Origin of the sequence: Sorangium sp. So ce367 (assembly GCF_051520455.1) — a bacterium.
GTDB classification, from domain to species: Bacteria; Myxococcota_A; Polyangia; order Polyangiales; family Polyangiaceae; genus Sorangium; species Sorangium cellulosum_B.
On sequence record NZ_CP150334.1, the window covers coordinates 7,319,548 to 7,344,906 of the forward strand.

At 72.3% G+C, this 25,359-nt stretch carries 13 protein-coding genes; 3 read left to right on the forward strand and 10 right to left on the reverse strand.

The annotated features are described in order from the left end of the window. From WME97_RS27775 to WME97_RS27785, 3 genes are all read right to left on the reverse strand, one after another. Positions 1–1,491, reverse strand: a complete 1,491-nt coding sequence (locus tag WME97_RS27775; protein WP_437541666.1) for a serine/threonine-protein kinase — start codon at positions 1,489–1,491, stop codon at positions 1–3. Positions 1,492–1,652: 161 nt separating this feature from the next. Further along, positions 1,653–2,540: a LolA family protein gene (locus tag WME97_RS27780; protein WP_437541669.1), complete on the reverse strand. Its 888-nt coding sequence runs from the start codon at positions 2,538–2,540 to the stop codon at positions 1,653–1,655. Between the two features lie 197 nt (positions 2,541–2,737). Continuing rightward, on the reverse strand, positions 2,738–4,648 hold the full coding sequence (locus WME97_RS27785) for an HTH domain-containing protein (RefSeq protein WP_437541671.1): 1,911 nt from the start codon (positions 4,646–4,648) through the stop codon (positions 2,738–2,740). Between the two features lie 878 nt (positions 4,649–5,526). On the opposite strand from WME97_RS27785, the gene WME97_RS27790 reads away from it, so the two are divergent. After that, positions 5,527–5,919, forward strand: coding sequence for a hypothetical protein (locus WME97_RS27790; protein WP_437541673.1), 393 nt, complete (start codon positions 5,527–5,529; stop codon positions 5,917–5,919). A gap of 33 nt (positions 5,920–5,952) precedes the next feature. Here WME97_RS27790 and alaS read toward each other — a convergent pair whose 3' ends face one another. The 3 genes from alaS to WME97_RS27805 all read right to left on the reverse strand — a co-directional run bounded on the left by alaS (position 5,953) and on the right by WME97_RS27805 (position 12,098). After that, positions 5,953–8,709: an alanine--tRNA ligase gene (alaS, locus tag WME97_RS27795; RefSeq protein WP_437541676.1), complete on the reverse strand. Its 2,757-nt coding sequence runs from the start codon at positions 8,707–8,709 to the stop codon at positions 5,953–5,955. 179 nt (positions 8,710–8,888) lie between these two features. Beyond that, positions 8,889–9,728 carry a HEAT repeat domain-containing protein gene (locus tag WME97_RS27800; protein WP_437541678.1) on the reverse strand — a complete coding sequence of 280 codons (840 nt, stop codon included), beginning with the start codon at positions 9,726–9,728 and terminating at the stop codon, positions 8,889–8,891. Between the two features lie 264 nt (positions 9,729–9,992). Next, positions 9,993–12,098 carry a TIGR04551 family protein gene (locus WME97_RS27805; RefSeq protein ID WP_437541680.1) on the reverse strand — a complete coding sequence of 702 codons (2,106 nt, stop codon included), beginning with the start codon at positions 12,096–12,098 and terminating at the stop codon, positions 9,993–9,995. 689 nt (positions 12,099–12,787) lie between these two features. Here WME97_RS27805 and WME97_RS27810 point away from each other — a divergent pair. Beyond that, entirely contained in the window at positions 12,788–13,579 is a 792-nt protein-coding gene (locus tag WME97_RS27810) for an OmpA family protein (protein WP_012237759.1), read from the forward strand. A gap of 96 nt (positions 13,580–13,675) precedes the next feature. On the opposite strand, the gene WME97_RS27815 is transcribed toward WME97_RS27810, so the two are convergent. Together WME97_RS27815 and WME97_RS27820 are read right to left on the reverse strand one after the other, a co-directional pair. Continuing rightward, entirely contained in the window at positions 13,676–17,551 is a 3,876-nt protein-coding gene (locus WME97_RS27815) for a protein kinase domain-containing protein (protein WP_437541682.1), read from the reverse strand. Positions 17,552–17,805: 254 nt separating this feature from the next. Continuing rightward, entirely contained in the window at positions 17,806–19,707 is a 1,902-nt protein-coding gene (locus WME97_RS27820) for a WD40 repeat domain-containing protein (protein WP_437541685.1), read from the reverse strand. A gap of 160 nt (positions 19,708–19,867) precedes the next feature. Between WME97_RS27820 and WME97_RS27825 the strand changes: the two genes are divergently transcribed. Beyond that, positions 19,868–21,418 (forward strand): ATP-binding protein, encoded by a 1,551-nt coding sequence (locus WME97_RS27825; protein WP_437541687.1) that lies wholly within the window; start codon positions 19,868–19,870, stop codon positions 21,416–21,418. A gap of 210 nt (positions 21,419–21,628) precedes the next feature. Here the strand turns inward: WME97_RS27825 and valS are convergent, their stop codons facing one another. After that, a complete protein-coding gene (valS, locus tag WME97_RS27830) occupies positions 21,629–24,334 on the reverse strand; it encodes a valine--tRNA ligase (RefSeq protein ID WP_437541689.1) in 2,706 nt (901 codons plus the stop codon). Between the two features lie 203 nt (positions 24,335–24,537). After that, positions 24,538–25,272, reverse strand: coding sequence for a ferredoxin--NADP reductase (locus tag WME97_RS27835; protein WP_437541691.1), 735 nt, complete (start codon positions 25,270–25,272; stop codon positions 24,538–24,540). Between the last annotated feature and the right edge of the window lie 87 nt (positions 25,273–25,359).

Sequence of the window (25,359 nt, forward strand, 5' to 3'; positions counted from 1 at the left end):
CTACCTTCGCTGCCAGGGATCGATGATCTCGCGCGACCGGCGCGGGCTCCGGCGCGGGGCCGACGGAGCCCGCGGGGCCTTTCGCTCGGCGGACGCCGTCGGCTCCGCCGTGGCCGCCCGCCGCGCGGCGTCCGCGGCGGGCACGTCCTCGGCCAGGGGCAAGCGTGCCACCACAGGGGTCGATGCGCGGACCACCCGCAGCGTCGGCGCAGCCGAGCTCACGCTCTCGGGCTCGATCGGCGCGGCCACGTGGTAGGGCGCGGCGCCCTCCACGCCGACGGGCCGCAGCGCCGTGACCGCGACCGTCGCGCTGATCGCGGACAGCGCGCCGCACGCCACGAGCCAGCGGAGCGTCGCGCTCGCGTGAGGCCTTCGGTCCACGTGCACCTCGCCGGCCGCTGCCGCGGTCAGCGTGCCGGGCTGGGACGGATCGGCCAGCGAGGCGAGCGTGTCCTGCCGCGGGCGCGGGCCCTGGTCCCCGGGTCGGGAGAGCGGGGCGAGCTCCCCCGAGCGCTCCAAGTCGCCGGTGCCGCCCGGAGACAGCCCGAGCAGCGTCCCCGTGCGCGACGTCACAGGCGCCGGCCGCAACGTCACGGGCGCCGGCGCCGGCGCCGAGGGCACGGGCAGCGGGATGCCCGGATCGCCCATCGCGACGACGAAGGCGTGCACCATCTCCTGCGCCGACTGGAACCGCTGGGCTCTGTCGCGCGAGAGGGCGCGCAGGAAGAAGACGTCGAGATCGCCCGGCACGTCGGGCGCGAGGTGCGTCGCGAGCGGGATCGGCTCGCAGAGGATGCGCGACAGGACCGCGCCGAGCACGTCGCCCTCGAACGGGAGCTTGCCCGTGACCGCGCGGAAGAGGATCACCCCGAGCGACCACAGGTCGCTCCGCGCGTCGAGGTTCCTGTCGCCGCGCGCCTGCTCCGGGCTCATGTAGAACGGCGAGCCCAGGAGCTCGCCGGTCCTCGTGGTCTCGTCGGTGAGGAGCTTGCCGGTGAGCTGCTTGGCGATGCCGAAGTCGAGGATCTTGACGATCTCCTCGTCCTCGTCGACGCGCGAGAGGAACAGGTTGCCAGGCTTGAGATCGCGGTGGACGAGCCCGGACTCGTGCGCGCGACGCAGCGCCTTGCCGGTCTGGATCGCGATGCGCGCCGCCTCGGCGAGGGAGAGGCGGCGGACGCGCCTCAGGCGACGGCTGAGATCCTCGCCCCGGAGCAGCTCCATGACGAGGTACGGGACAGCCCCCCAGATCCCGTAGTCCTGCACGCTCACGACGTGCGGGCTACCGAGGTTCGCCGCGGTCCGCGCCTCGCGGTAGAAGCGCGCGCGGAACTCCGGCGAGGCCGCGTGCTCCGGATCCATGAACTTGATCGCCGCCGGCGCCCCCAGCTGGAGGTGCCGGGCCAGCCACACCGAGCCCATCCCGCCCCGCGAGAGCGGCCCCTCCAGGCGGTATTTGTCGCCGACGATCGTTCCCGGCTCAGCGTCCATCGCCGACTCCTCCCGCCACGGCGAGGTGGATTGCGTCTGTCTAGACGTTCGAGCGAGCGGCGTCCACGCCATCAGGCGAGCGCTGCCGTACGCCGGCGGGCGCCAGCCGTGATGGCCTTTGTCCTTTCAGGAGCCGCCTGAGCGCGCCTGCTCAGAGCACCTTAGTCCTGGCAGTCGACATGACGGCGGACGACGCCGCCCGGGACCGGCTGCGTGAACGCCCCCGAGATGAGGGGCGGATTCCACTTCGCCTCCTTGTACTGAAAGATCACGTCGTCCTCGGTGTTGGGCACCCGCATGCGGATCGAGCGGGGGATCTCGGCCAGGCAGGCGCCGCCGCTCGGCGGGATCGGATCGTCGATCCCCTCCGGATCGACGCGCGGCGGCGCGGTGCGGATGGCCTCGTGATGGCTCAGCTCCACGTGATAGAGGTCTGTCCCGCGCTGGGCGACACGGACCTCGCGGACGCGCAGGCGCTGCTGGCTCCACGGCGCGAGAAAGTCGCGGGGGTGCGGCTCGAGGTGGATCTCCTCCACAGCGTCGCGGGAGCCCTGGATCAGCACACGGTAGAACCCGTCGCCGTCCCAGGCGATCGAGGCGCCGCGCGGCTCGTGAGCGAGCACCGGCGCCTCGCCGCGGAGCAGCGAGACGAGGGCGTGCCCGGGGATGGGCACCCGGGTGAGCCGCGCCAGGTTGCACGCGCTCGCGGGCCCGTGCAGGAGCTGCTTCTCCCCGACATCGAGCATCTGGAACTGGGTGCCATTCGACGTGAGCGTGAAGAGCGTCGCGCCGAACGGGCTCACCACGTCGAAGCGCACCCGATCCGGATTGACCGCGAGGATGTACATGTCCCCGCGGAGCCGCCCCTGGCGCGAGAAATGGTCGACCTTGGCGGTGCCCTGGACGCCGTTCACGCAGGCATAGGAGGCCTTCATCCGGTCGAGCGCCGCGTCGGCGGTCGGGAACCGGGACGCGGGCGGATCCACGGAGGCACAGCCGGTCACGAGCACGGCGAGGGACGCGGCCCAGGCGATCGCGCGATGGCGCATGGGCGCGGACGCTGGCAAGGATCGCCGAGCCCGTCAACCGCGGAAGCGGCGCCGAGCCCATCCTCCGCCGGAGCGGCGCGAGGGGCATGACCGTGGAGGAGCGTTGTCGAGGGAGGGCCGAGGGCCCAGGAGACGGCGGCGGGAGAGCCGCGCGTCCGGCCCGGGGCGAGCCCCCGGCCGGACGCGCGCGAGCGGGATCAGGACGCCCGGAGCGCCTCGAGCAGATCGACGTCGGGGATCGCGACCGGAAGGCGGGCGCGGAGGACGGCGACGTCGTTGTCCTCGCAGAGGCGAGCCACCGCGAGCCCATCGAAGAGGGAGATGGGCGCGGTCCCCACGATCGCGGCCTCTTCGCGCGCGCCGGAGAGCATCTGACCAGCGGTCAGGATCCAGCCGGCGGTCGCGGGGCCGTAGTGGTGGAGCGAGCCGCGCAGCTCGGTGACCCGCTCGCGGCCGACCTCGCGGCCGTCCCGCCGGATGACCAGCGCGATCTTGATCTCGTCACCCGCCGTGCGGAGCGCGCCGGAGAAGTGGCTCTCGCCGCCCGGCGCCCCGGCGCGGCGCACCGCGCGCAGCTGGCCGATGCCGATGCGCTCGAGGGCGAGGACGCAGATCTCGACGAAGGCATGGCCCGGGAGCTCGGAGAGCTTGCGCACGAAGGCGCGCCGCGCGGCGTCGCGGTAGCGCTCCACCGCGGCGAGCGCCTCCTGCTCCAGCCGCGCCAGGTCGCCCGGCAGCAGCCAGTCCGTCAGCGCGATCCTGCCGCCGGCGAAGCGGAAGCGGGGCCGCTGCCCCGCGGCGGTGCGGCGCGCGTTGTCGGCGCGCACGGCGGCCGCGACCTGGGACTGCACGAGCTGCACGTCGCCGGCGAGGCGGCCGCGGCGCTGCGCCGTCTCGGCGATCTGCCGGAGCGAGACCGCGCCCGCGTTCCGATCGAAGGTCGAGAGGATACCGGCGACCGCATCGGCGAGATCACGGCCGGCGAGGTCGTCGAGCGCGTGCCCTTCGCCGCCCGTGAGCTCGATGACCTGCGGACCGCGGTAGACGGGCTCGGCGCCGAAGCTGTCGGGGCGGTCCGCTCGATCGATGCGCTCGGCCCGGTCGGTGCGCTCGACCCGGTCGGTGCGCTCGACCCGGTCGGTGCGCTCGCCCCGGTCGGTGCCCCGGTCGGGACGATCGAAGCGCTCGGTCCGGTCGGAGCGCGGCGGCTCGCGGCCGTTCTCGCGCCGCGCCTCGAACACCGGCGTCGCGACGTAGGAAGGCAGCCCACCGGTGCTCGGGTTGGCCTCCGCGGTCCCGCGGCCGCGGCGGCGACGGCGGCGGCGGCGACGGCCCTCGCCCTGCTCGCCCGACGAGCCGGGCGTCGCGCGGTCGTCGCCGCCGAGGATCGGCTGATCGTCGTCGTCCTCTTCGTCGAAGAGCTCCGCGGCGCCGGCGACGGCCTCGGCCCGCATCGCCTCGTCCGGGCCCGGCGGCTCCGCGTCGTCGAGCTCGCCCTCTTCCTCGTCAATGTACGTGCTCGCGGCGCGCGGGGACGACGGCGTCGGCGGCGGCACGGGCTCGCGCGCTGCCGCGATCTCCACGCCGTTCAGCCCGGCCGCGCTCGTCGCGCCGGCCGCGACCTTCTCGTCGTCCTCGTCCTCATCGTCGATCGCAGGCGCGGCCTGCGCCGCCGCGGCTGCGGCTCCGCCCTCGACCTCGACCGCGCCGCTCTCCGCCTCGAGCTCCGCGGGAGCGCCAAGATCGCTCTCCTCCACCGCGTCGTCGTCGGCGCCCGCGTCGAACAGGGTCGGCTGCTCCTCGTCCTTGCGCGCCTTGGCCGCCTCGGGCTTTCCGCCGCGCTTCGCCTTCTTGCCGTCGAGCCCGGACTTGATGGTCTTCTCGTCCCACTCGCGCAGCGCGAACACGCCCGGCTTCACGCGCACCAGGGGGTTGTCCGCCGTGTCCTTCTTCAACGTCGCCGCCAGGCGGGCGCCCATCGTCACCTCTGGGCTCTTTCCAACGTGGCTAAGGAGGTTCTTCTCGATCGCGATATCGGTAATCTCTTTATAGTGAAGCGGTCTACCGATGAGGCGAAGCACCTCGGCGGCTGCATCCGTGAACGTCATCTTTGTTCGCCCTTCGGGCGCGCCGCCCGGCGGGCGCCCTCGTCGTCCCCATCGCGGCCGCCCCGTCCAAAGTGGCTGACGAAGCGCGCGGGATACCCCACCGCAGCCGGGAAACGCACATTCGCTCCCACTCGACCACGACGCGCGGAACGGCCTGCTCGTAGCACGCTCGGAAACGGCGGTCAACGGGACGCGCGATCCGGCTCAGGAGAAGCCGCTGACCGACCTCTAGGGCACGGAACCTGGGGGCGGGCGGCGCGATGCCCGGATCGACCGGGCGCCGCGCCGAGGCGAGCGCGCGGCGGCCGGAAGCGGCAGGCTGGATGAACGATGAACGCTCGGCGCGCAGTCGACGGCGCGCGGGCCCCTGGACGAGCATCGATGTGGCTCGTGAGCGGATGTCGGCCAGTCCGGAGCACGGGAGAAGACCGAGGGAGAAGCGGAGTTGATGCGTCGATCTGTTGAGGTATCGAGTGCGTCGAGATGTCCGGGAGTCCAGGAGTCGAAGGCTCTCCCTCGACTCAACCCATCGCCGCACGACCGCACCACCACCGCGCGGCCGAGGAGCGCTATACGATGAGGGACGAAGCGATTGACCGGAGCGCGCCGGACGGACCGGGCCTCACCGTACATGACCACGCGCAATCGTGCGTAACCGTGCGTAACCGTGCGTAATCATGCGTAACCGCGCGTAATCATGCACAACGACAGGTAATTGCGTGTACCCGGGCGCGGACGGGCGCTCCCGGACGGCGCGCCGCGATCGTCACGCGGTCGTCACGGCCGCGGCTCGCCCGGCCAGCGGTGGCGCGGCGCGGCGCGGGCAACAGCGCTTTTGCGCTTTGCCATCTGCCGGACAGGAGGGTTACGCTAGGTGGGTGGAGCTTTCGCGGTTGCTCGACGAGCTCACCCTGGCGGCGGACAAGGTCGGCATCGCCGTCAGGATGGAAGCGTTCGATCCGCACCTGTCGGACGCGCGCAATCCGCGGGGCGGGCTCTGCACGGTGCTCGGCCGGCGGATCATCCTGGTCGACGCCAACGCGTCGCTGCCGGATCGCATCGCCACGGTCGCGGCCGCGCTCGCGCGCGTCGATCTGGAGTCCGTGTTCCTGCCGCCGATCGTTCGCGCGACCATCGGCGCTCACGCCCGCGGCGCGCGGCCCCGGGTGGCCGCGCCGGGCGAGCCAGCGCGGCTGCCGGCGCGCCCCGCGCGGGGCGGGAAAGCCCCGAAGCTGCTCCCGCTCGCCCGCACCAAGTGGCGTGACGCCTGAACGACTGCCCCGGCAGGGCGCAGGCAGCGCGCGCTACGACGCGAGCGCCCGCTCGACCTCGGCGTAGAGCGCCGCGATCGCCGCGTCGAGCTGCGCCACGTCGGTCCCGCCGGCCTGCGCCATGTCCGGGCGGCCGCCGCCGGAGCCGCCCACGATGCGGGCGATCGGCTTGATGAGCTCGCCGGCCTTGAGCCGCTCGGTGGCCGACTTCGAGAGCATCACGGCGAGCTGCGCCTTGTCGCCCACGGCCGCGCCGAGCAGCACCGCCGAACGATCGCCGAGCTTGTCGCGCAGCTTCTCCGCGAGATCGCGCAGCGCGCCCGGGTTGGTGCCGTCCGGCACCCGGCGCGCGAGCACCTTGATCCCGCCGATGTCCCGGGCGCCGTCCAGCATCGCGTCGATGCCGCCACCGCCGCCGCCGCCCTGCGCGGGGCCCGCCCCCTCCAGGATCCGGCGCTCGAGCTCGGCGACCTTCTTCTCGAGCTCCCGCTCGTGCGCCACGATCTTCCCGATCTTCTCGGCGAGATCGCCGCCCTGCGCCTTCGCGACCTGGCGCGCCCGGGCGAGCTCGGCCTCGACGCCCCGCGCGTACGCGAGCGCGTTCAGGCCGGTCGAAGCGAGGATCCGCCGCACACCCGCGGCCACGCCGCCCTCGCTCGTGATCTTGAACAGCCCGATGTCCCCCAGCGCGCACGCGTGTGTGCCGCCGCAGAGCTCCACCACCTCGGGCGTCATCGTGAGCATCCGCACCGTGTCGCCGTACTTCTCCTCGAAGATCGCCATCGCGCCCCGCCGCCGCGCCTCGTCCATCTGCAGGATCTCGGTCGTCACCTTCGCGTTCGTCAGGACCTTCTCGTTCACCAGATCCTCGATCCGCGAGATCTCCTCGCGGGTGAGGGGCCGGTTGTGCGTGAAGTCGAAGCGGAGGACGTCCGGGCCGACCCGCGAGCCCTTCTGCTGCGCGTGCTCGCCGAGCACCTTGCGCAGCGCCCAGTGCAGGACGTGCGTGGCCGAGTGGTTGCGCCGCGTCGCCGACCGCGCCGCGTGGTCCACCGCCAGGTGGACGCGCTGCCCCACGGCGAGCGCCCCCTCGCTGACCACGCCCTCGTGCACGACCAGCCCGGCGAGCGGCTTCTGCGTGTCCTTCACCTCGACGCGCGCCCCGTCCGCCGTCGCCTCGCCGACGTCGCCGACCTGACCGCCCGACTCGGCGTAGAACGGCGTCTCGCGCACGACGATCTCGACCGTCGCCCCCGCCTCCGCGCGCTCGACCAGCGCACGGACCTTGCGCGCCCGGTCGCCTTCGCCCTGGACCTCGACCCGGACGATCGCGACGATCTCGCTGTCGCCCTCCTCGTGCTCGTAGCCCGTGAACACCACCGGCTGCGCGAGCTTGGCGCGGGCCTCGCGGTGCGCGGGGTCCACCGCGGCGGTCGGATCGATCGGGCCGTCCGCCTCGCCGGCGCCCTTGATGATCGCGTCGGCCCCCTGGACGTCGACGCCAAAGTTCGACTCGGCGCAGATGACCTGGGTCAGATCGAGCGGGAAGCCATAGGTGGTGTAGAGATCGGCCGCGGCGGCGGCCGGGAGCGTCCGCTCGCCGGACGAGCGCATCTCGTCGAAGCGCTCGTCGAGGATCTTCATCCCGCGCTTCAGCGTGGAGCGGAAGCGGACCTCCTCGTCCTCGGTGACGCGGGCGATGAGCTCTCGCCGGTCGCGGAGCTCCGGGTACGTCTCGCCCATCCGGCGGACCACCTCGAGCGCGACCTCGTGCAGGAACGGCCGCTCGATCCCGAGCCGGTGCCCGTGGCGGATCGCGCGGCGCATCACCCGGCGGAGCACGTACTCGCGCCGCTGCTTCTCGGGCATCACCCCCTCGGCCATCAGGAACGCGGCTGTCCGCGCGTGATCCGCGATGACCCGCATCGACACGTCGTCGTCGGCGCTGCCCCCCGTGTACGGCTTGCCGCTGAGCTCGGCGGCCTTGTCGACGAGCCCGCGGAGCAGGTCCGTGTCGTAGTTCGACGTCACGCCCTGGAGCACGCTCGCGAGCCGCTCCAGGCCCATGCCGGTGTCGATGCTCGGCGCCGGCAGGGGCACGAGCGGGCCGTCCTTCTCGGCGCGCTCGTACTGCATGAACACGTTGTTCCAGATCTCGGTCCAGCCGGTGCCATCGATGCGCGGCTCCTCGCCGAAGCGCGCGACGTCGGGCTCCTTCCCGTGGAAGAAGTGGATCTCCGAGCAGGGGCCGCACGGGCCGACGTCACCCATCGTCCAGAAGTTGTCGGCCAGGCCGAGCCGGAGGATCCGGTCGTCGCCGAAGCCCGTGACCTTGCGCCAGATCGCCGCGGCCTCGTCGTCGGCCGGGAAGCCCCCCTCGCCGTTGTAGATGGTGACAACGAGCCGCGACGGCGAGATATCGTAGACCTTCGTCAGGAGCTCCCAGGCGAAGGCGATCGCGTCTTCCTTGAAGTAGTCGCCAAAGCTGAAATTGCCGAGCATCTCGAAGAACGTCTGGTGGCGCGCGGTGACGCCGACGTTCTCGAGATCGTTGTGCTTGCCGCTGATCCGGATGCACTTCTGGCTCGAGGCGGCGCGCTGGTACGGGCGCCTGTCCTTGCCCGTGAAGACGTCCTTGAACTGCACCATGCCCGCGTTCACGAACATCAGCGTCGGATCGTTCTGGGGCACGAGCGGCGCGCTCGGGACGATCTCGTGACCGCGCTGGGCGAAGAACTCGAGGAATGTGCGGCGGAGCAGGTCGGAGCTGGCAGGCGTTGCGATGGACATAGGAGGACGCGCGGTCTAGCACGACCGGAGAGCGGCTTCCGCCTGCTCGACGCGCGCCCGCCGCGGAAGACGCGCGCGCCGGGCCGGTTTGCGCCGGGCCGGTGTCCGATCCCGCTCGCGCCGGGCCGGTGCGCGAGCCGGCGCGCGCCGGCCCACGCCGGCGAGGCCGGAGCGCCGGGTCAGCGGCCGGAGGCGACGACGCTGCTGCCGGAGGCGGCCTCGAGGGCGAGCGGCGCCCTCTGGAGCGCGCTCTCGATCGCGCCCGCGACAGCGTCGCTCTGCAGCTGGGCGAGCTCCCTCAAGCCCTGGGCGCGCTTCGCCTCGCCGAGCGCCTGGGCCGAGCCGGTCATCGAGCCCTTCAGCGTCTGGCTCGGCATCTCGCGGATCACGTACTCGACCTTGGCGGCAAAGCCGACCCCGTCCGCCCCATGGCGCTTGCTCAGGTGCGTGACCGAGCCGTCCAGCGTGAAGGCCGGCAGCTTGCGGCTCTTGCCTTCCGCAGCCAGGTCCGTGCCGTCGGCCACGATCTCGATGTCGGCGAACTGCGCCACGCGGTTGCGCGTCTGCTGCTTGAGCTGCGGTCCGAGCTTCGCGTCCTTCACGCCGGAGCGGTTCTCGAACTTGCCCAGGCTGACCAGGAAGCGCGCCTTGGACGACGAGCGCGACAGCTTCTCGATGGCGGCTTCGATCGGGCGCTTCAGGTTGGGGGCAGGCTCGAGGTTGAGCGCCGCCCTGAGCGCCGGGACCGCCGCGGGGTTGCCCAGCGCGCCGAGCGCCGCCGCGGCCGACGCGCGCACCGCCGGGTGCGGATCCCTGAGCGCCTTCTCGAGGGCAGGCCGCGCGCCGGGGCTCTTCGACCTGCTGAGCGACAGCGCCGCCGCGACACGGAGCCGATAGTCCTTGCCGACCGCGATGTCGCGGAAAGCGGACGTGTCTGCGTCCTGGGCGACGGACAGGGCGGTCGACCCGAGCACCATCGACGCCGCCAAGAACATCGCAATGAAGAGACGACGAACCATCACGTCCCTCCGGAGAACGGCGGCTCGCGCCACCCGCTCTCCTCGGTGAACCAGGGAAGTATCGCGACGCGCCTGGCGTCCAGACAATCCTATCCTTGGCCAGGACGGTCGCGAGATCAAGGGCTGTTTGGCCCCGGATGGCTCATGCAGGACTCATGACGAGAGCGACGACGTCGCCGTTTCGCGCCGCTTCGCCGCCCCGAGCGCTCATTTCCAGACACACGGCGGCGCGCGAGGCTGGCTGAGCGCCGGGCGGGTTCGGGCTCAGAAGAGGATACCGAGATACCAGCGCACCGTCTGTGCGGTCTCGAGATCGATCTTCTGGACCGCGTCATCACCCCTGAGCTGGCCGAGCCCGCCGAGAGGAAACAGCACGCCGTACTGCACCGCCGTGTAGAAGCCGCCCATCTTGTCGGGGTCGTCGTTGAGCGTCCCGTCCTTGGACTGGAAGTACAGCTGCGCGTTCAGCTCGATGCCGAGATCCCGGGAGTTGCCGGGAGCCTGGAGGAACTCGGAGGCGCGGCTCCAGATGGCCGCGGCGCCGAGGCCGGCGCGCTGGCCGTTCTTGTCGCGGGCGAAGTCCCAGTCGACGCCAGGGCGGAAATAATAGGCGCCCTGGACCCGAGAGAGAATGTTCCTGAAGAGGATCTGGTCGACCCGGTAATCGGGGTGGAAGCGGAATGTCGAGTACGTGCGATCGGTCGAGTTCTGGGGATCCATGGCCCCGAACTCCGTCCCCCGCGGCTCGAGGGCGGGCGCGTCGTCGTCGCCGGTCGCGTACCCGAAGCCGAAGTGGACGCGCAGCCGGCCCTCCATCTCGGTGAGCTCGGCCTGCGTGGCGAGCCCGAACTGCCGGACACCCCAGCCGGTGTCCTTCGGCGAGAGGACGTTCGCATAATCGCTCTCGTCCTGCCCGCGCAGATCGAGGGATCCGTAGATCATCGCCGCCTCGAGCTCGAAGCGGAACTTCTTGTAAAGGAGCTGGAACCACACGTCGGGGATGATCATCTCCGCACCCCGATGCACGTACCCCGCAGCGACGTTGTCGGCGCTCTGGCCGAGCGCCGCGGACGGGGCGGTGGTGGTGGTGTCGCCGGCGGTGACGTCGTTCGCCAGCGTCTGCTGCCGGTAAGCGAAGTAGACACCGCCGTTCATGACCATGTTGCCGCGGGCGAGCTCGAGCTTCTGGAGCTCGGGATTCTTGCGGCGGACGGCGACGAACACGTACTGATCGACGTCATCGGACTGGGCGAGGTCGTACGGCTGGCCCTCGAGGTCCTGGATCGACGCGCTCGTCGCGCCCTCGTTGGCCCAGTCCCACGCGCCGGCGAAGTAGATGTCGTATTTCTTGATGCCCGTGACGAACATCAGCCGGTCGACGGTCGACTGGTAGTCTGAGTCGTACCCGTCACCGCTGTTCGCCACCATCCCGAGGCCCCAGTGGTTCGGCATGCGGCCGAAGCGGAGGAGACCGACGGGGGTCATGTACTCTCCCCAGATCCGCTTGACGGAGATGGAGTCCTTCGTCGAGTTGACGCCGGCGCTGGGCGCCCACTGGGTGCTGGAGAAGGCCCCGAGCGGCGAGTAGCCGCCCCGGCGGGCGACCTGGTAGCCGCCGCCCGCCGCCGGCTGGTTGGCGTAGCCGTCCGGGGTCGAGCCGAGCACCACGTTGTCGAGGAGATCGACCTGAGTGAGGATGCGCAGGTTGTCGCTGATGTGCAGCTCGGGATTGAGGCGGAACCGCATGTTCGCGCCGGCCTGGGTGTCGTTCTTGCACGAGTCGAACGAGCGGGTGCCGCCGCTCGTGGTCTCGCTCGGGTTGCAGAGCGAGACCACGTTCCCCTTGTAGGAGTTGTCGGCCGGCTGCGGCCAGAGCGCCTGATTGCGGGGGTCGATGCGGCCGAGGGCGAAGCTGTTGAAGAGCTCCCAGCGGAGCCGGTAGTAGCCGTGGAACTCGAACGTCGGTCGCGCGTGAGACCACCAGTCCTCGGCGTAGACCTCGCTGGGCCGGGCGCCGATCTCCGCCTGGATCGCCTGTCGCTCGGGCTGCTCGGCCGCCGCAGCGGCTGCGGGCGCCTCCGAGGCCGCCGGCGTGGCCGGCTGCGGCGCGGAGGGAGCGGCCGTGTCGGCCGGCGGCAGGAGCAGCTGGCGCGCCGCCGGGGGTTCGGGCGTCTCGGCGCCGGCCGGCGCGGCGCCGGGCTGCGCAGGCGTCGCGCCGGGCTGGGCCGGCGCGGCGGGCGGCGCTGCGGCGGGCTGGGCCGGTGCGGCGGGCTGCGCTGCGCCGGACTGCGCTGCGCCGGGCTGGGCCGGCGCGGCGGGCTGGGCCGGCCGGCGTGCCGGCTGGGCGGACGCGGAAGACGCGCCCAGCACGAGCGCGAGCGCGAGGCCCGATCGGAGGCGACGGCGAGGGGTGCCAGGGCGGCACGACGTACCCGGAGACCGCGACGAGATGGGCATCTGCTTGGTTTCGTTCGCGCGTTTTCGCCCCGCGCGCAGGAAGAGGTTGAAGATCCGAGCTCTCGGTGGCCCGGAGGCCGGGGGCCGATGTCTCACGCCCGGCCTGTGTGGTCAAGGCACCGCTCGGCCCCAGGCCCTGGAACCCGGTCACGGATGCACACCCGGGACGCATCGGAGCAGGGGCCCCCGGCCACCTCAACCCCGGTCGGCTGGCAGGGACGGCTGGCGGGGCCACCTCAACCTCAGTCAGGGTGGCGGGGCCGGCCCAACCTCGGTCGGGGCCGGCCCAACCTCGGTCGGGTCCGCCAGGTCCGCCTCAACCTCGGTCGGGGTGGGCAACGCGCTGACGAAGCCAAGACGCGCCAGCAACGCCCGCGGCTGCGCCGCCGCCGGCGTCCCCGCTCGCGCCAGCGCCGTCGCCGGCCGCGCCGCCGCCGCTCTCACCTGCGCCGCCGGAGCCCCGATCCCGCCTCACCTGCAGCGCACCGCCGCGCGGACGGGCGGATCTCGCCGTCCTCCCCTCTGGATCTCTCGCCCGAGCTGAGCGACGCTCTCGCCCGCAGCATCCCGCTCCCGTCGACGGAGCCATGGAGAAAGCGCTCATGAACCGGACACTCATTGCACTACCCCTCGCGCTGTCGTCGCTGCTCGCCGCGGGCTGCGGCCACTCCGAGCAGGAGTGGAAATCGCAGCTCGACAAGTACAACCAGCTCCAGAACCGGAGCCAGAAGAGGGAGGCCGAGCTCGAGAAGGAGCTCGCCGACGCGAAGCAGCGCGTCGAGGAGCTCGAGAAGAAGCTCGCGGACCAGGGCGCCGACATCTCGAAGATGAGCTCGACGCTGGAGGACCGCGAGAAGGCGCTGGCCGAGTACAAGGCGCGCGCGAAGCAGCTCGAGGCGATCCAGGCGCGGTTCGACCTGCTCCGGAAGAAGCTCGAGGAGCTCGTCAAGCTCGGCCTGGAGGTCCAGGTCCGCAGGAACCGGATGGTCATCTCGCTGCCCGGAGACGTCCTGTTCGACTCGGGCAAGGACACGCTGAGCAAGGACGGCCAGCAGATCCTGAAGAAGATCTCGGACGTCATCCGGGGCGACAAGTCGCTCGTGGACCGCGACTACCAGGTCGCCGGGCACACCGACAGCCAGCCCTACAAGAGCGGCCCGTTCCAGGACAACTGGGGGCTGTCGCTGATGCGCGCCCGGGCCGTGCTGCTGTTCCTGATCGGCAAGGAGGGCCAGCTGCCGACGAGGCACTGGAGCGCGGCCGGGTTCGCGGACACGGACCCCATCGCGAGCAACAACACGCCGGCCGGCAAGCAGAAGAACCGCCGGTGCGACCTGATCGTCCTGCCGGACGTCGACGAAATGCTCGACCTGACGAAGCTGGCCACGAAGTAAGCGCCGGCAGAGGGGCCCGGGGCGCCGACAGCGGGGCGCCGCTTCGTGCGCCACGGGCTCACCAGCCTCGTTCGATCCGCGAGCCGCGCGAGGGGCTCAGCCGCCGAGCCACTGCCGCGCGAGCTCGAGCGTGCGGGCGTTGTCCGGCACGTCGCGGAGGAAGCGCTCGCGCCAGGCCGGATCGCTGAGCTGCTCGGCGCGCGCGAGCAGCGCCGTCCTGGCCGACGCGATCGCTGCCTCGGCCTCGGCGCGCCTCCCGCTCGCGGCGAGCGCCTCTGCATAGGTCAAGCGGACGAGCGACTCGCCCTCTTCCAGCGTGCCAAACTCTGCCAACCGCGCGCTCGCCTCGGCGGCAGCCCGGATCGCCTCGTCGATGCGCCCGAGCTCGAGCAGCACGCGAGCGAGGATGGAGAAGGCCTGCACGCAGAGCGTCGGCGCGCTCTCGAAGAGCGCGATGGCGGCGCGCGCCTCGCGCTCGGCGGCCTCGTGGTCGCCCATGGCGAGGGCGATCTTCGCCAGGTAGCAGCGAGCGAAGAGCTCCGTGCGCACCATGCCCGCTCCCTGGCTCGACGTGACCGCCTCCTCGGCGAGCGCCCGCCCTTCGGCGAGCTGACCACGGTACCCGAGGACCTGCGCGAGGTTGGCCTGTGCAGCGACCTTCAGCTCGTCCAGGTGCATCCGGTCGGCCGCCACCACGGCTGTCCGCAGCATCGACTGCGCCGTCTCGAAGTCGCCGAGCTCCATGCACACGGCGCCCAGGCTCGCCCGGGCGCTGAGCGCATTGCGATGATCGCCAGCCTGCTCGAAGGCGAGCAACGCGGCTTCCTGGCTGCCGGCACAGGAGCCCAGGTCACCTCTGCACATTTCGTAGGCCGCGCGCGCGTCGTTGAGGTGCGCGACCACATCGAGATCCCGCGCTGCCATGTCCGCGAGGGCGCGCTGCACCACGTCGAGCAACGCGGCGCCTTCGGCGTACCGCCCCCCCAGCGCCAGCGCGCTCGCGCCCGCGGACAGGCAGCGGAGCTTCGCGCTCTGCGCGTCGCCGGAGGCGGCCACGCCCACCGCCTCGGTCGTCCAGCGTTCGACCTCGTCCAGCCGACCCAGCTTGGACGTGGCCCATACAAGGGGGATGATGGCCGAGAACCACGCGGCCGAGCCGCGCTCCACCAGGCCCAGCGCCTCGCTCCCCCGCTCCGCGGAGAGCGCGAGATCGCCGCGCCACACATGAGCATCCGCCTGGACCCAGCGGAGCCTGCCGGCGGCGTCCCCGGCCGCGCCGCAGCCGAGCCCCCGGTCGGCCCGCGCGATCGCCGCGTCGAGATCGCCGCCGCGGAGCGCCTCCTCCGCCGCGCGCAGGTACGCCTCCGCCGCCCGCGCCGGCGCGCCGCCGAGCTCGAAGTGCTCCGCCAGCACCGTCGCGTCCGCACCGCCACCGCGGGCCAGCCAGTCGCCCGCAAGGCCGTGCCCGACGCGGCGGTCGCGCTCGGTCAGCATGCCGTAGGCCGCCTCCCGCACCAGCGCGTGCCGGAACTCGTATTCCACCTCGCCCGCGATCCGCGCCTCGCGCCGCCGCACCAACAGCTCCCGCCGCCCCAGCTCCGCGAGCGGCTGCGCCACCGGCACCCCGCCCACCAGGGCCGCGATGGCACCTTCCCACGACGTCTCGCCGAACACGCTCGCCGCGCGCAGAACCCGCCGCTCCTCCACGCCGAGCGCCTCCAGCCGCGCCTGCACCATCGCCAGCGCCGTCTCCGGCATCCCCTCGCCCCGCCCCTCGGCCACCGCGCGGATCTGCTCCTCCAGCACGAACGCGTTGCCCTCGGCCCGCGCCAGCAGCTCGTCCACCTGCGCCGCGCTCACGCCGTCGCCCAGCACCTCCCGCACCAGCCGCTCGCTCGCGCGCCGGGGCAGCGCCGCGAGCCGCAGCCGGAGCCCGACCCGCTGGCGCCAGAGCTCCGGAAACAGCTCCTCCACCTCGGGGCGCGCCAGCGCCAGCACCAGCAGCGGCAGGTCCCTCGCGTGCTGGAGCGCCGCGTCGATCAGCCGCACCGTCGGCAGGTCGCCCCAGTGCAGATCCTCCAGCACCAGCAGCACCGGCTGCCGCTCGCACTCGGCCCGAACGAAGTCCTCGAACGCCTGGCGGATGCGGTCGCCCATCAGCACCGGGCTCTGGCGCGCCGCCTGCAGCTGCACATCGCCCTCGTCGGGGAACGGCGCCCCCACCAGCTCGCCGAGGAACGCCGCCACGTGCGGCCCCTTGCTCCCGAGCCCGTCGAGCCGTTCTACCCGCGCCAGCACCTTGCTCCGCCGCACCTCCAGCGCCTCGCCGTCGAGCAGCCCCATGGCGCGGCGGAGCGCCTGGGCGAGCAAGCCGAACGCCGAGCCGGCCGCCATCGGATCGGCCCTGCCGATCCAGACCTCGGCGGCCGCGCGCTGCTCCTCGATGACGCGCAGGAACTCCCAGGCTAGGCGCGACTTGCCCATGCCCGCGGCCCCCACGACGACCACCGCGCTCGCGGCGGGCTCGTCCACGCAATGGCGCCACTCGGCCGCGAGCTGCGAGAGCTCTCGCTCGCGCCCCACGCACGGCGTCGGCTTCCCGAGCAGCCTCGGCACCGTGTCCGGCTCCTCTTTCCGGCCGCGCAGCCAGCATCCTTCGGGCCCCCGCGCCGTATCGAAGCGGCTCGCGAGCAGGCTCGCCGTCGCGCTGTCGAGCCGGATACCCCCGGACGGCGGGCCGTCGCGCCCCACGATCAGCTGGGCCACCCGATCGACCAGCTCACCGACAGGCAGCCTCCCCTCGATCTCCGCCAGCCCCGTCGCGACCGACATGGGCGCGCCGCCAACCACCGTCCGCAGCGCGAGCGCGCAATGGGCCGCTCGCACCGCGAGGTCCGTCGGAGACTCGGCCCCCGACAGCGCGACGAGCAGCCACTTCGACTGCAGGAAATCGAGCCTCCCGCCGTGGCGCGCCGCGATGTCCCGCAGCGCCTGGGCCTGCGCGACCCCGTCGGCCTCCGCCAGCGTCGCGTCGGTCTCCTCGCTGCCATGGGCGGCCAGGATGACGCACATGACCCGCCGCTCCGACGTCGTGATCTCCTCGCCGGGCGCGCGCGGCGCCGCGACCGCGCTCCCTCCCGCGGTGAGCCCCTCGCCAGCGAAGGCGGCCAGCTCCGCCGCGACGGCGGCGCCGTCGCGCGGCCGGTGCTCCGCCGACTTCGACAGCATCCGGGCCACGAGGCGCTCGAGCGGCTCGGGGATGCCGTCGCGCAGCTCCCCGAGCCGCGGCGCCTCCTCCAGCACGACCTTCACGAGGAGCGACAGCAGGTTGTCGCCCAGGAACGGCCGGCGCCCCGCGAGGCACTCGAACAGGATGCACCCGAGCGCGAACACATCCGCCCGGGCGTCCACCGGCGCCTCGCCGCTCGCCTGCTCGGGGGCCATGTACCCGGCCGTCCCGAGGATCGCTCCGGGCGCCGTCAGGCTCTGCGTGAGCCAGAGCTCGCGCGCGATGCCGAAGTCGAGCAGCGTCGCTCGCTCGACCGCGCCGCCCACCAGCATCAGGTTGCTCGGCTTCAGGTCGCGGTGGACGATGCCCTGCTGGTGGACCGCGCCCAGCGTCGTCGCCACCTGCGCCGCCAGCGTCACGCTCTCCGCCATCGAGAGCGGTCCTTGAGCGAGCCTCTGCTCCAGCGTCACGCCCTCCAGCCACTCCATCGCCAGGTACGGCTGTCCTGCGCCCGTCGTCCCGTGCGCCACGTACCGCACGACCCCTGGCAGCCGGAGCGTGACGAGCGCCTTCGCCTCCCGCGCGAACCGGCGCAGATCGCCCGCGCTCGCGCCTTGGAGCACCTTCAGCGCGACCGCCTCCCCCGACCGCCGGTCCCGCGCGCGATAGACGTCCCCCATCCCGCCGGATCCGGCGAACCGCTCGATCTCGAACCGATCCTCGACCACGTCCAAATCGCGCATTGCGTCTGCGATGTCGTTCACACGGGCCTCCAGCGACGGCCCTCACCCGCAGGATCACGGTGCCCTGTCGGGAGCTAAATGTAATTTACACCACGATCGCCCCGGCGTGTGGCCGATCTCGGGCGCCTGGATCGCAGAGCGACCCCAACGCGCTCTGGTGCTCGGGCGCCCGGGGACATTCGCGACGACAGCGCGTTCCGGTGCCCGGGCACCGAGCACCTGGCCCGCCGCGCAGGGCAGCGCGCGGCGAGATCTCAACCGCCGAGTCGGATCCGGAATGTCGAGGCAGGCTCGTGTCCGCACGCCGTTCCCGGCCGGCAAGGCTCGACCTCGACGCGGTACTCGCCGGGCTCGTGATCCTCGAGCGGCACACGGAGGCGCTGGACCTGGCCGCCCTTCCATGGCCCCGGCGCGAACACCTCGGGCCGCGCCGCCGGAGGCGCCTTGTCGACAGCGTACACGCCGATGCGCACGGACTCCGTGCCGAGCGGGAGGAGGTGGGCGACGAGGTCCCCCGACGGGAGCGCGCGGACCGAGGCGCGGCCGTCGCCGAGGGCGGCGATGAGGTGCTTGCCGTCGGGCGTGGCGGCGAGGGAGTGGATGGGCGCGTGCTCCTCGATGCGGAGCGGCGCTGCGGCGGCATCGGCGTGAATCGACCAGCGGGCGAGCGCTTCGTCGGCACCGCCGGCCCAGAGGTGCTCGGGCGTGAGGACCACGGAGGAGACCTGGCCCTTCAGCCCTTCGAAGCGGCGGGGCAGGACGTCGCCGGTCTCGGCGTCACGAAGCGCCACGGTGCCGTCGGTGCCAGCTTCGCCGAGCCAGCGGCCGTCGGGGCTGTAGGCCAGCGCGTTCACGCTTTCTCGAGGCTTTACCGCCTCTGGCCAGGATGCGCTCCGGTCTTCCGATGGGACGAGGCTCACCCTGCGCACACCTCCGATCCTGCCGGCGACAACCACCTCGGGGCGCACGGGAGCCACGGCGACGGCATAAAGCTCCTGCTCCCCGGAGAGGAGCGTGGACCGCTCGCCTTTGCCCAGCGGCAAGCGCGTCAGATCCCCCGCGCCGTCGGCCGACAGGACGGACATGCCATCAGGGCTCGGGCGGATCGCCCAGGGAAAATTGCGCAGCTCGCCGATCCGCCGAGGGGAAGCGCTGGAGACGCCGGACATCGCGACGATTGCGTTGTCGAGGCCTCCCGAGGCCCAGCCGCCATCGGTCAGCGCGGCCAGCGCGGTCACCTCGCCCGCGTGTGCGGTCCACCGGTTCAAGAGCGACCATGTGGCCGTCGACCACGCGCTGACGTTGCCGGCGCCGTCGCCGACGAGCACCGTTTGCCCCGCCGCCACGCTGCGCATCCGCCGCTGCGGGCTCCCCAGCTGCCGCACGGCGAGCTGGCGAGCCGCGCCCGTGCAGTCCGCGATCCGGGCCAGCGCGACCGAGCCATCGTCGCCGGCCACCGCGAACCACGTCCCCGTGGGGTCGAACGCAGCGGCGAAGAGGCTTCCCGACCGTTTCAGCTCGCACCGGAGCGACCTGTCGGCGAGCCGGAAGAGGCGAGCGTTGCCCGCATCGTCTCCGGCGAGGAGCAGATCGCGCCGCGGGCCGAGGGCGAGCGCGTACACCCAGCGTTCCAGCGCGCCGAGGCGCTCGAGCGCGCCGCCGGGCTGAAACAGCATGACCTCGCCTTCACCGCCGAGCGCAAGGAGGCGGCCGGGCAACGCCACCGCGCTCGCGGCGTCGTACCGGGCGGTCACGGCCTGTGGCCCCTTCCAGACCACGACACCGTCGTTCCCGCCCGCGAAGGCGCGCCCGTCGTCGAGGTAGCCCGTGGCCCACACGGCGCTGCTCTCGCCACGGCGTGCCAGCGCGTCCTGTTCGAGGGTGGCTGCGCCCGAGCCCAGCTCCCAGGCCCTCACCCCTCCGGAGAGCGTACCGACGAGGAGCTCGCCTCCATCCGGTCGCACGCTGAGCGAATTGACGGCATCGGCCGGGCGCAGGGCTCCGAGCCGCCGCCGCTCGCCGCTCTTGCGGTCCCAGACGAAGACCTCGCCGCCCCAGCCGCCGCTCACCACCCCGCGCCCGTCCGGCAGGAACGCACAGCCACGAACCCATCCCCCGTGCCCCTCCAGCCGCTGGCTGTCCAGGGATGCAGGCACGCCGCCACAGCAGCGATTCCCCCTGGCTCCGTCGCGCCGCTCCACGCTCGCGGGACGACATCATCACGACGCCTTCATCCACGTTCGCGTCCGGCGAGCGAACACCGCTGCCAGCGGCACGCTGGCCATCCCGCGCGCTGCTCTCTAGACTCGCGCCGCGATGCACCGCTGGTTCAACACCGCAGGCCCCTGCAACCCGGCCGACCACTACATGCTCCCGCCCGAGGAGCGCCTGCCCGGGGTGCGCGACCTCATCGACCGCAAAGCCTACTTCGTCCTGCACGCGCCGCGGCAGATCGGAAAGACGACGTCGCTGCTGACGCTCGCCCAGGCCCTCACGCGGGAAGGGCGCTATGTGGCGGTGCTCGTCTCGATGGAGGTCGGCGCCCCCTTTCCGGACGACCCCGGCGCGGCCGAGCTCGCGATGCTGAGCGAGTGGCGAGGTAACGCGAGCTCGCAGCTCCCCGAGGATCTGCAGCCGCCGCCTTTCCCGGACGTGCCCCCTGGCCAGCGCATCGGGGCCGCCCTGCGCGCCTGGGCCCAGGCCGCACCGCGGCCCCTCGTCATCTTCCTCGACGAGATCGACGCCTTGCGAGATACGACGCTGATCTCCGTGCTACGTCAGCTCCGGAGCGGCTATCCGGGTCGCCCACATGGCTTCCCGCACGCGCTCGCCCTCATCGGTCTGCGCGATGTGCGCGATTACAAGGTCGCATCCGGCAACAGCGACCGCCTCGGCACGTCGAGCCCGTTCAATATCAAGGTCGAGTCGCTCACGCTGCGCAACTTCACCCGAGATGAGATCGCCGCCCTCTACGCCCAGCACACGGCCGAGACGGGCCAGAGCTTTCAAGCGAGCGCCGTGGATCGGGCCTTCGAGCTCACCCAGGGTCAGCCGTGGCTCGTCAACGCGCTCGCCCGTCAGCTCGTCGACGTCCTGGTCAAGGATCGCGCGCAGCCGATCACGGCCGCGGACGTCGATCGCGCCAGGGACATCTTGATCGAGCGGCAGGACACGCACCTCGATAGCCTGGTAGAGCGCCTGCGCGAGCCGCGCGTTCGTGCCGTGATCGAGCCCATGCTCGCCGGCAGCACCCTGGGCGACGTCCCTGAAGACGACCGGCGCTTCGCCGTCGACCTGGGACTCGTGCGCCGCACGGCGGAAGGCGGTCTCGCCATCGCCAATCCGATCTACCGCGAGATCATCGTCCGTGAGCTCGCGAGCGGCGTGCGCGACACGCTGCCGCGGATCCCGGCCACCTGGCTCACGCCCGACGGCCGCCTCGACGCCGACCGCCTGCTCGACGCCTTCCTCTCCTTCTGGCGCCAGCACGGTGAGCCGCTGCTCAGGGCGGCGCCCTACCACGAGATCGCCCCGCACCTCGTGGTCATGGCCTTCCTCCACCGCGTCGTGAACGGCGGCGGCACCATCGAGCGCGAGTACGCTATCGGCCGGGGCAGGATGGATCTCTGCGTCCGTTATGCGGGCGAAACGCTCGCGATCGAGCTCAAGGTCTGGCGCGACGGCCGCCCGGATCCCCTTGCCGAGGGGCTTGCCCAGCTGGATGAGTACCTCGCCGGGCTGGGGCTCCAGCGCGGATGGCTCATCCTCTTCGACCAGCGCGCGGGACAGCCCCCCATCGCCGAGCGCACGCGCCGCGAGCTCGCGTTGACCCCTGCCGGACGCGAGGTTGTCGTGATCCGCGCCTGAGCGCGCACGTCTTTCAGTGCCTGTCCCGGGACGCTCTCGACGTGCCTTCCGACCCGACGCCGGCCGCGCGGGACCGGATGACGCGCGCGGCACGCGCCGGTCACCTCGCGGGAGCCCCTCCCCCTTCAGCAAAGCCGTAGGCCCTCGTGGAGGGCGCGCGCCGCGCGGCACGCTCCCTCCACGAGGGTCGGGCTACCCCCTCGATCCGGGCTACTCCGTGGCCGCCGCAGCCTCCCCCGTGCCGGCCGCCGCCGCAGCCGTCACCTCCAGCTCGCAGCGCACCACCTGGACCTCACCGTCCGCCAGCTCCGCCAGCTCCACGAGCTCGTGCGCCCCCCCCGCCCGCACCGCCGCGAGCACGTCCCCCAGCGCCGGCTTCAGACGCGCCAGCGTCGCCGCGTTCGCCCCCAGCGCCAGATCCGTCACAACGCGCCCCACGCTCGCGCCGAGCTCGCTCTTCCGCTTGTTGACCGCCGCCATCGCCGCAGCCGCCAGCTCCAGGAGCCCCGGGTCCGCCGGCGCCGCGACCTCCGCGAAGTCCCCCGCCGCCGGCCACTTCGCCCGGTGGATCGACCGCTGCCCCGTCTCTTCCGCGTACACCCAGGCCCAGACCTCGTCCGTGATGTACGGGAGCACCGGCGCGAACAGCCGCAGCAGCACCGAGAGCCCGAGCCGCAGCGCAGCCACAGCCGAGCCCCGCGCTGCATCACCGGCGCCGCCCTCGCCGCGCGCCCGCGCCTTGGCCAGCTCCAGGTAAGCGTCGGTGAACCAGCGCCAGAAGAAATCCTCCGTCCGCTCGAGCGCCGCCGCGAACTCCTGCGCCTCGAACGAGCGCGTCGCGTCCGCCACCACCGCCGACAGCTTGTGCAAGAACGCCCGATCCAGCTCCTCGGAGATCGGATGGACCTCCGCCGACTGGCTGAGCACGTACTTGCCCGCATTCCAGATCTTCGTGACGAGGCGCTTGCCGATCTTCAGCACCTTCTCGTCAAAGGCCGTGTCCGTGCCGAGCCGCGCGCTCGCCGACCAGTAGCGGACCGCGTCCGACGAGTAGTTGTCCAAGAGGTGCATCGGCGTGACGACATTGCCCTTGCTCTTCGACATCTTCTTGCGATCGGGGTCGAGGATCCACCCGGAGATCGCGATATGACGCCACGGCACCGACGCCTCGTGCAGCATCGCCTTCGCGATCGTGTAGAACGCCCACGTCCGGATGATGTCGTGCGCCTGCGGGCGCAGATCGGCCGGGAACAGCCGCGCGTGGCGCCCCTCGTCGAGCCCCCAGTGCGAGCTGATCTGCGGCGTGAGCGAGCTCGTGAACCACGTGTCGAACACGTCGGACTCCGCCGTGAAGCCGCCCGGCTTGTCCCGCTGAGACGCGTCGTACCCGGGCGGCACGTCGACCGTCGGATCGACCGGGAGCACCTCGCGCGTCGCGAGCAGCGGCCTACCGTGATCCGGGTTGCCCTCGGCGTCGAGCGGATACCAGACCGGGAACTGCACGCCGAAATACCGCTGGCGGCTGATGCACCAGTCGCCCTGGAGCCCCTCGGTCCAGTTGCGGTACCTGAGGCGCATGAAATCCGGGTGCCACTCGATCTTGTCGCCGAACTCGAGGAGCTTTTCCTTCTTGTCGGCGAGCCGGACGAACCACTGCCGCGTGGGCACGAACTCGAGCGGCTGATCGCCCTTCTCGAAGAACTTCACCGCCCGCTCGATCGGCTTCGGCTCGCCCCGCAGCGCCGGGCCCGTGCCGGGCGCCGCCGCGTGCTCCTCGCGGCGGAGGAGCTCGACGACGGCCGTGCGCGCCTGCTTCACCCCCTTGCCCTGGAGCGGGGCATACGCGGCGTTCGCGGCGGCCGGGTCGCGGCTCTGAAAGTCGCCCTCCCCGAACGTCACCGGGAGGAGTCGGCCGTTCTTGCCGAGCATCTGCCGGAGAGGGAGCTTCTGCTCCCGCCACCAGATCACGTCCGTCGCGTCGCCGAAGGTGCAGACCATCAGGATGCCCGTGCCCTTCTCGCGATCCACGAGCGTGCTCGGGAAGATGGGCACCGGCGCGCGGAAGATCGGCGTGAGCGCCGTCTTGCCGAAGAGGTGCTGATACCGCGGATCCTCGGGGTGCGCCGTCACGCCGACGCAGGCCGCCAAGAGCTCCGGGCGCGTCGTGGCGATCACGAGCTGCTCGCCCGTGCCCTCCACGGCGAACGCGATGTCGTGGAACGCGCCGGACTGCGGGCGATCCTCGACCTCCGCCTGGGCGACCGCGGTCTGGAAATCGACGTCCCACATCGTGGGCGCGAAGACCGAGTAGAGGTGGCCCTTCTCGTGCAGATCCAGGAACGACAGCTGCGCCGTCCTGCGGCAGTGATCATCGATGGTGGCATACTCGTACTGCCAGTCGACCGAGAGGCCCACCCGGCGGAAGAGCGCCTTGAAGACCTGCTCGTCCTCGCGCGTGACCTTGTGGCAGAGCTCGATGAAGTTCGGCCGCGACACGATGCGCGGCTGCTCCTTCTTGAGCGCCTCCGGCGCCGCCTGCGGCAGCGAGAGGCCGCGCTCGTACGGCGTGCGCACGTCCGTGCGGACGTGGAAATAGTTCTGCACGCGCCGCTCGGTGGGCAGGCCGTTGTCGTCCCAGCCCATGGGATAGAAGATGTTGAAGCCGAGCATCCGGCGCTGCCGGACGATGACGTCCGTGTGCGTGTAGCTGAAGACGTGGCCGATGTGCAGCGAGCCCGAGGCGGTCGGCGGAGGCGTGTCGACCACGAAGGTCTCCTCGCGGGGGCGCGAGGGGTCATAACGGTACGTCCCGTCGGCCTCCCACGCGTCGGCCAGGCGCTGCTCGGCGACGGGCGAGTCGAAATGCTTCGGGAGCGTCGCTGGATCGATGGTGCGGAACGTCTTCTTGGTCGTCACGTGATCACCTGCAGAACTGACCCCGCAGGTACCGCCCGCGGGGGCGCGCATCCTACGTCGTACCCAGGGTAACGCTCAAGGCGCGCCGCGTCACCGGAGGGCGATCGGCGCTCGCGTCCGCCCGAGATCGGCGGCTCCGTCCTGGAGAGGCCGGCGGCTCCATCGCGGCGCTCCACATGGACGTGGCCGCCGGGTACGGCGGCTCAGTCGTAGCGCTCGACGTGGACGTGCTTGCGGGGGACGCCGAGCTCGCCGCGGGCGAGCTCGCGCACGGACGAGACCATCCGATCGAGGCCGCAGATGAAGACATGCGGGGCCGGATCTCCGCTCGCCCCGGCCAGCTCCCTGTAGAGCTCGGGCACGTGCGCCTGCACGTAGCCGCGGCGGCCCGACCAGGACGGGCCGCCGCGCGAGAGCGTGATCTCGTAGCGGATCCGGTCCGAGCCGCGCGCGAGCGCCTCGAGCTCGTCGCGGTAGATGATGTCCTCCTCGAAGCGCGCGCCGAACAGGATCCACAGGTGCGCGGCCGCCCCGGCGCGCAGCGACGCGTGCAGCATGCTCCGGAGCGGCGTGACGCCGGTGCCGGTGGCGACGAACAGCGAGGGCGCAGGGCTCCCGGGATCGCGCGTGAAGAGCCCGTGCGGGCCGACGGCGCGGAGCGTCGCGCCGGGCTCCAGCCGGTGCAGGTACTCCGAGCCGGCCCCGCCCTCCACCCGGGTGACCGCCAGATCGAAGCGAGGGGAGCCGTCGGGGGCAGAGGCGATCGAGTAGGCGCGCTTCACCTCACCCCCCGGGAGCGGGAGGATGAGGTTGACCCATTGCCCGGCCTCGAACAGGAACGCCCTGCCGTCAGCGCGCTCGAACGAGAGCTCTCGCACGAAGGGGCTGAGAGGCCGGACGGCGACGAGGCGGGCTTCGAACGGTTCGGCTTGGATCATGATCGGGCCTCTGCGCGGCCTCAGGCTGCCGGGCCGCGCGGGTGGCGAGGTCTTACCGCAGCCCTCGCCCTGGCCCAATCACGATCG

What these genes read in the sequence shown, in the direction of transcription:
- WME97_RS27785 (WP_437541671.1), bottom strand. Translation starts at nt 4,648, where the DNA reads ATGACGTTCACGGATGCAGCCGCCGAGGTGCTTCGCCTCATCGGTAGA.
- WME97_RS27780 (WP_437541669.1), bottom strand. Translation starts at nt 2,540, where the DNA reads ATGCGCCATCGCGCGATCGCCTGGGCCGCGTCCCTCGCCGTGCTCGTG.
- WME97_RS27775 (WP_437541666.1), bottom strand. Translation starts at nt 1,491, where the DNA reads ATGGACGCTGAGCCGGGAACGATCGTCGGCGACAAATACCGCCTGGAG.
- WME97_RS27800 (WP_437541678.1), bottom strand. Translation starts at nt 9,728, where the DNA reads ATGGTTCGTCGTCTCTTCATTGCGATGTTCTTGGCGGCGTCGATGGTG.
- WME97_RS27825 (WP_437541687.1), top strand. Translation starts at nt 19,868, where the DNA reads ATGCACCGCTGGTTCAACACCGCAGGCCCCTGCAACCCGGCCGACCAC.
- alaS (WP_437541676.1), bottom strand. Translation starts at nt 8,709, where the DNA reads ATGTCCATCGCAACGCCTGCCAGCTCCGACCTGCTCCGCCGCACATTC.
- WME97_RS27835 (WP_437541691.1), bottom strand. Translation starts at nt 25,272, where the DNA reads ATGATCCAAGCCGAACCGTTCGAAGCCCGCCTCGTCGCCGTCCGGCCT.
- WME97_RS27810 (WP_012237759.1), top strand. Translation starts at nt 12,788, where the DNA reads ATGAACCGGACACTCATTGCACTACCCCTCGCGCTGTCGTCGCTGCTC.
- WME97_RS27815 (WP_437541682.1), bottom strand. Translation starts at nt 17,551, where the DNA reads ATGCGCGATTTGGACGTGGTCGAGGATCGGTTCGAGATCGAGCGGTTC.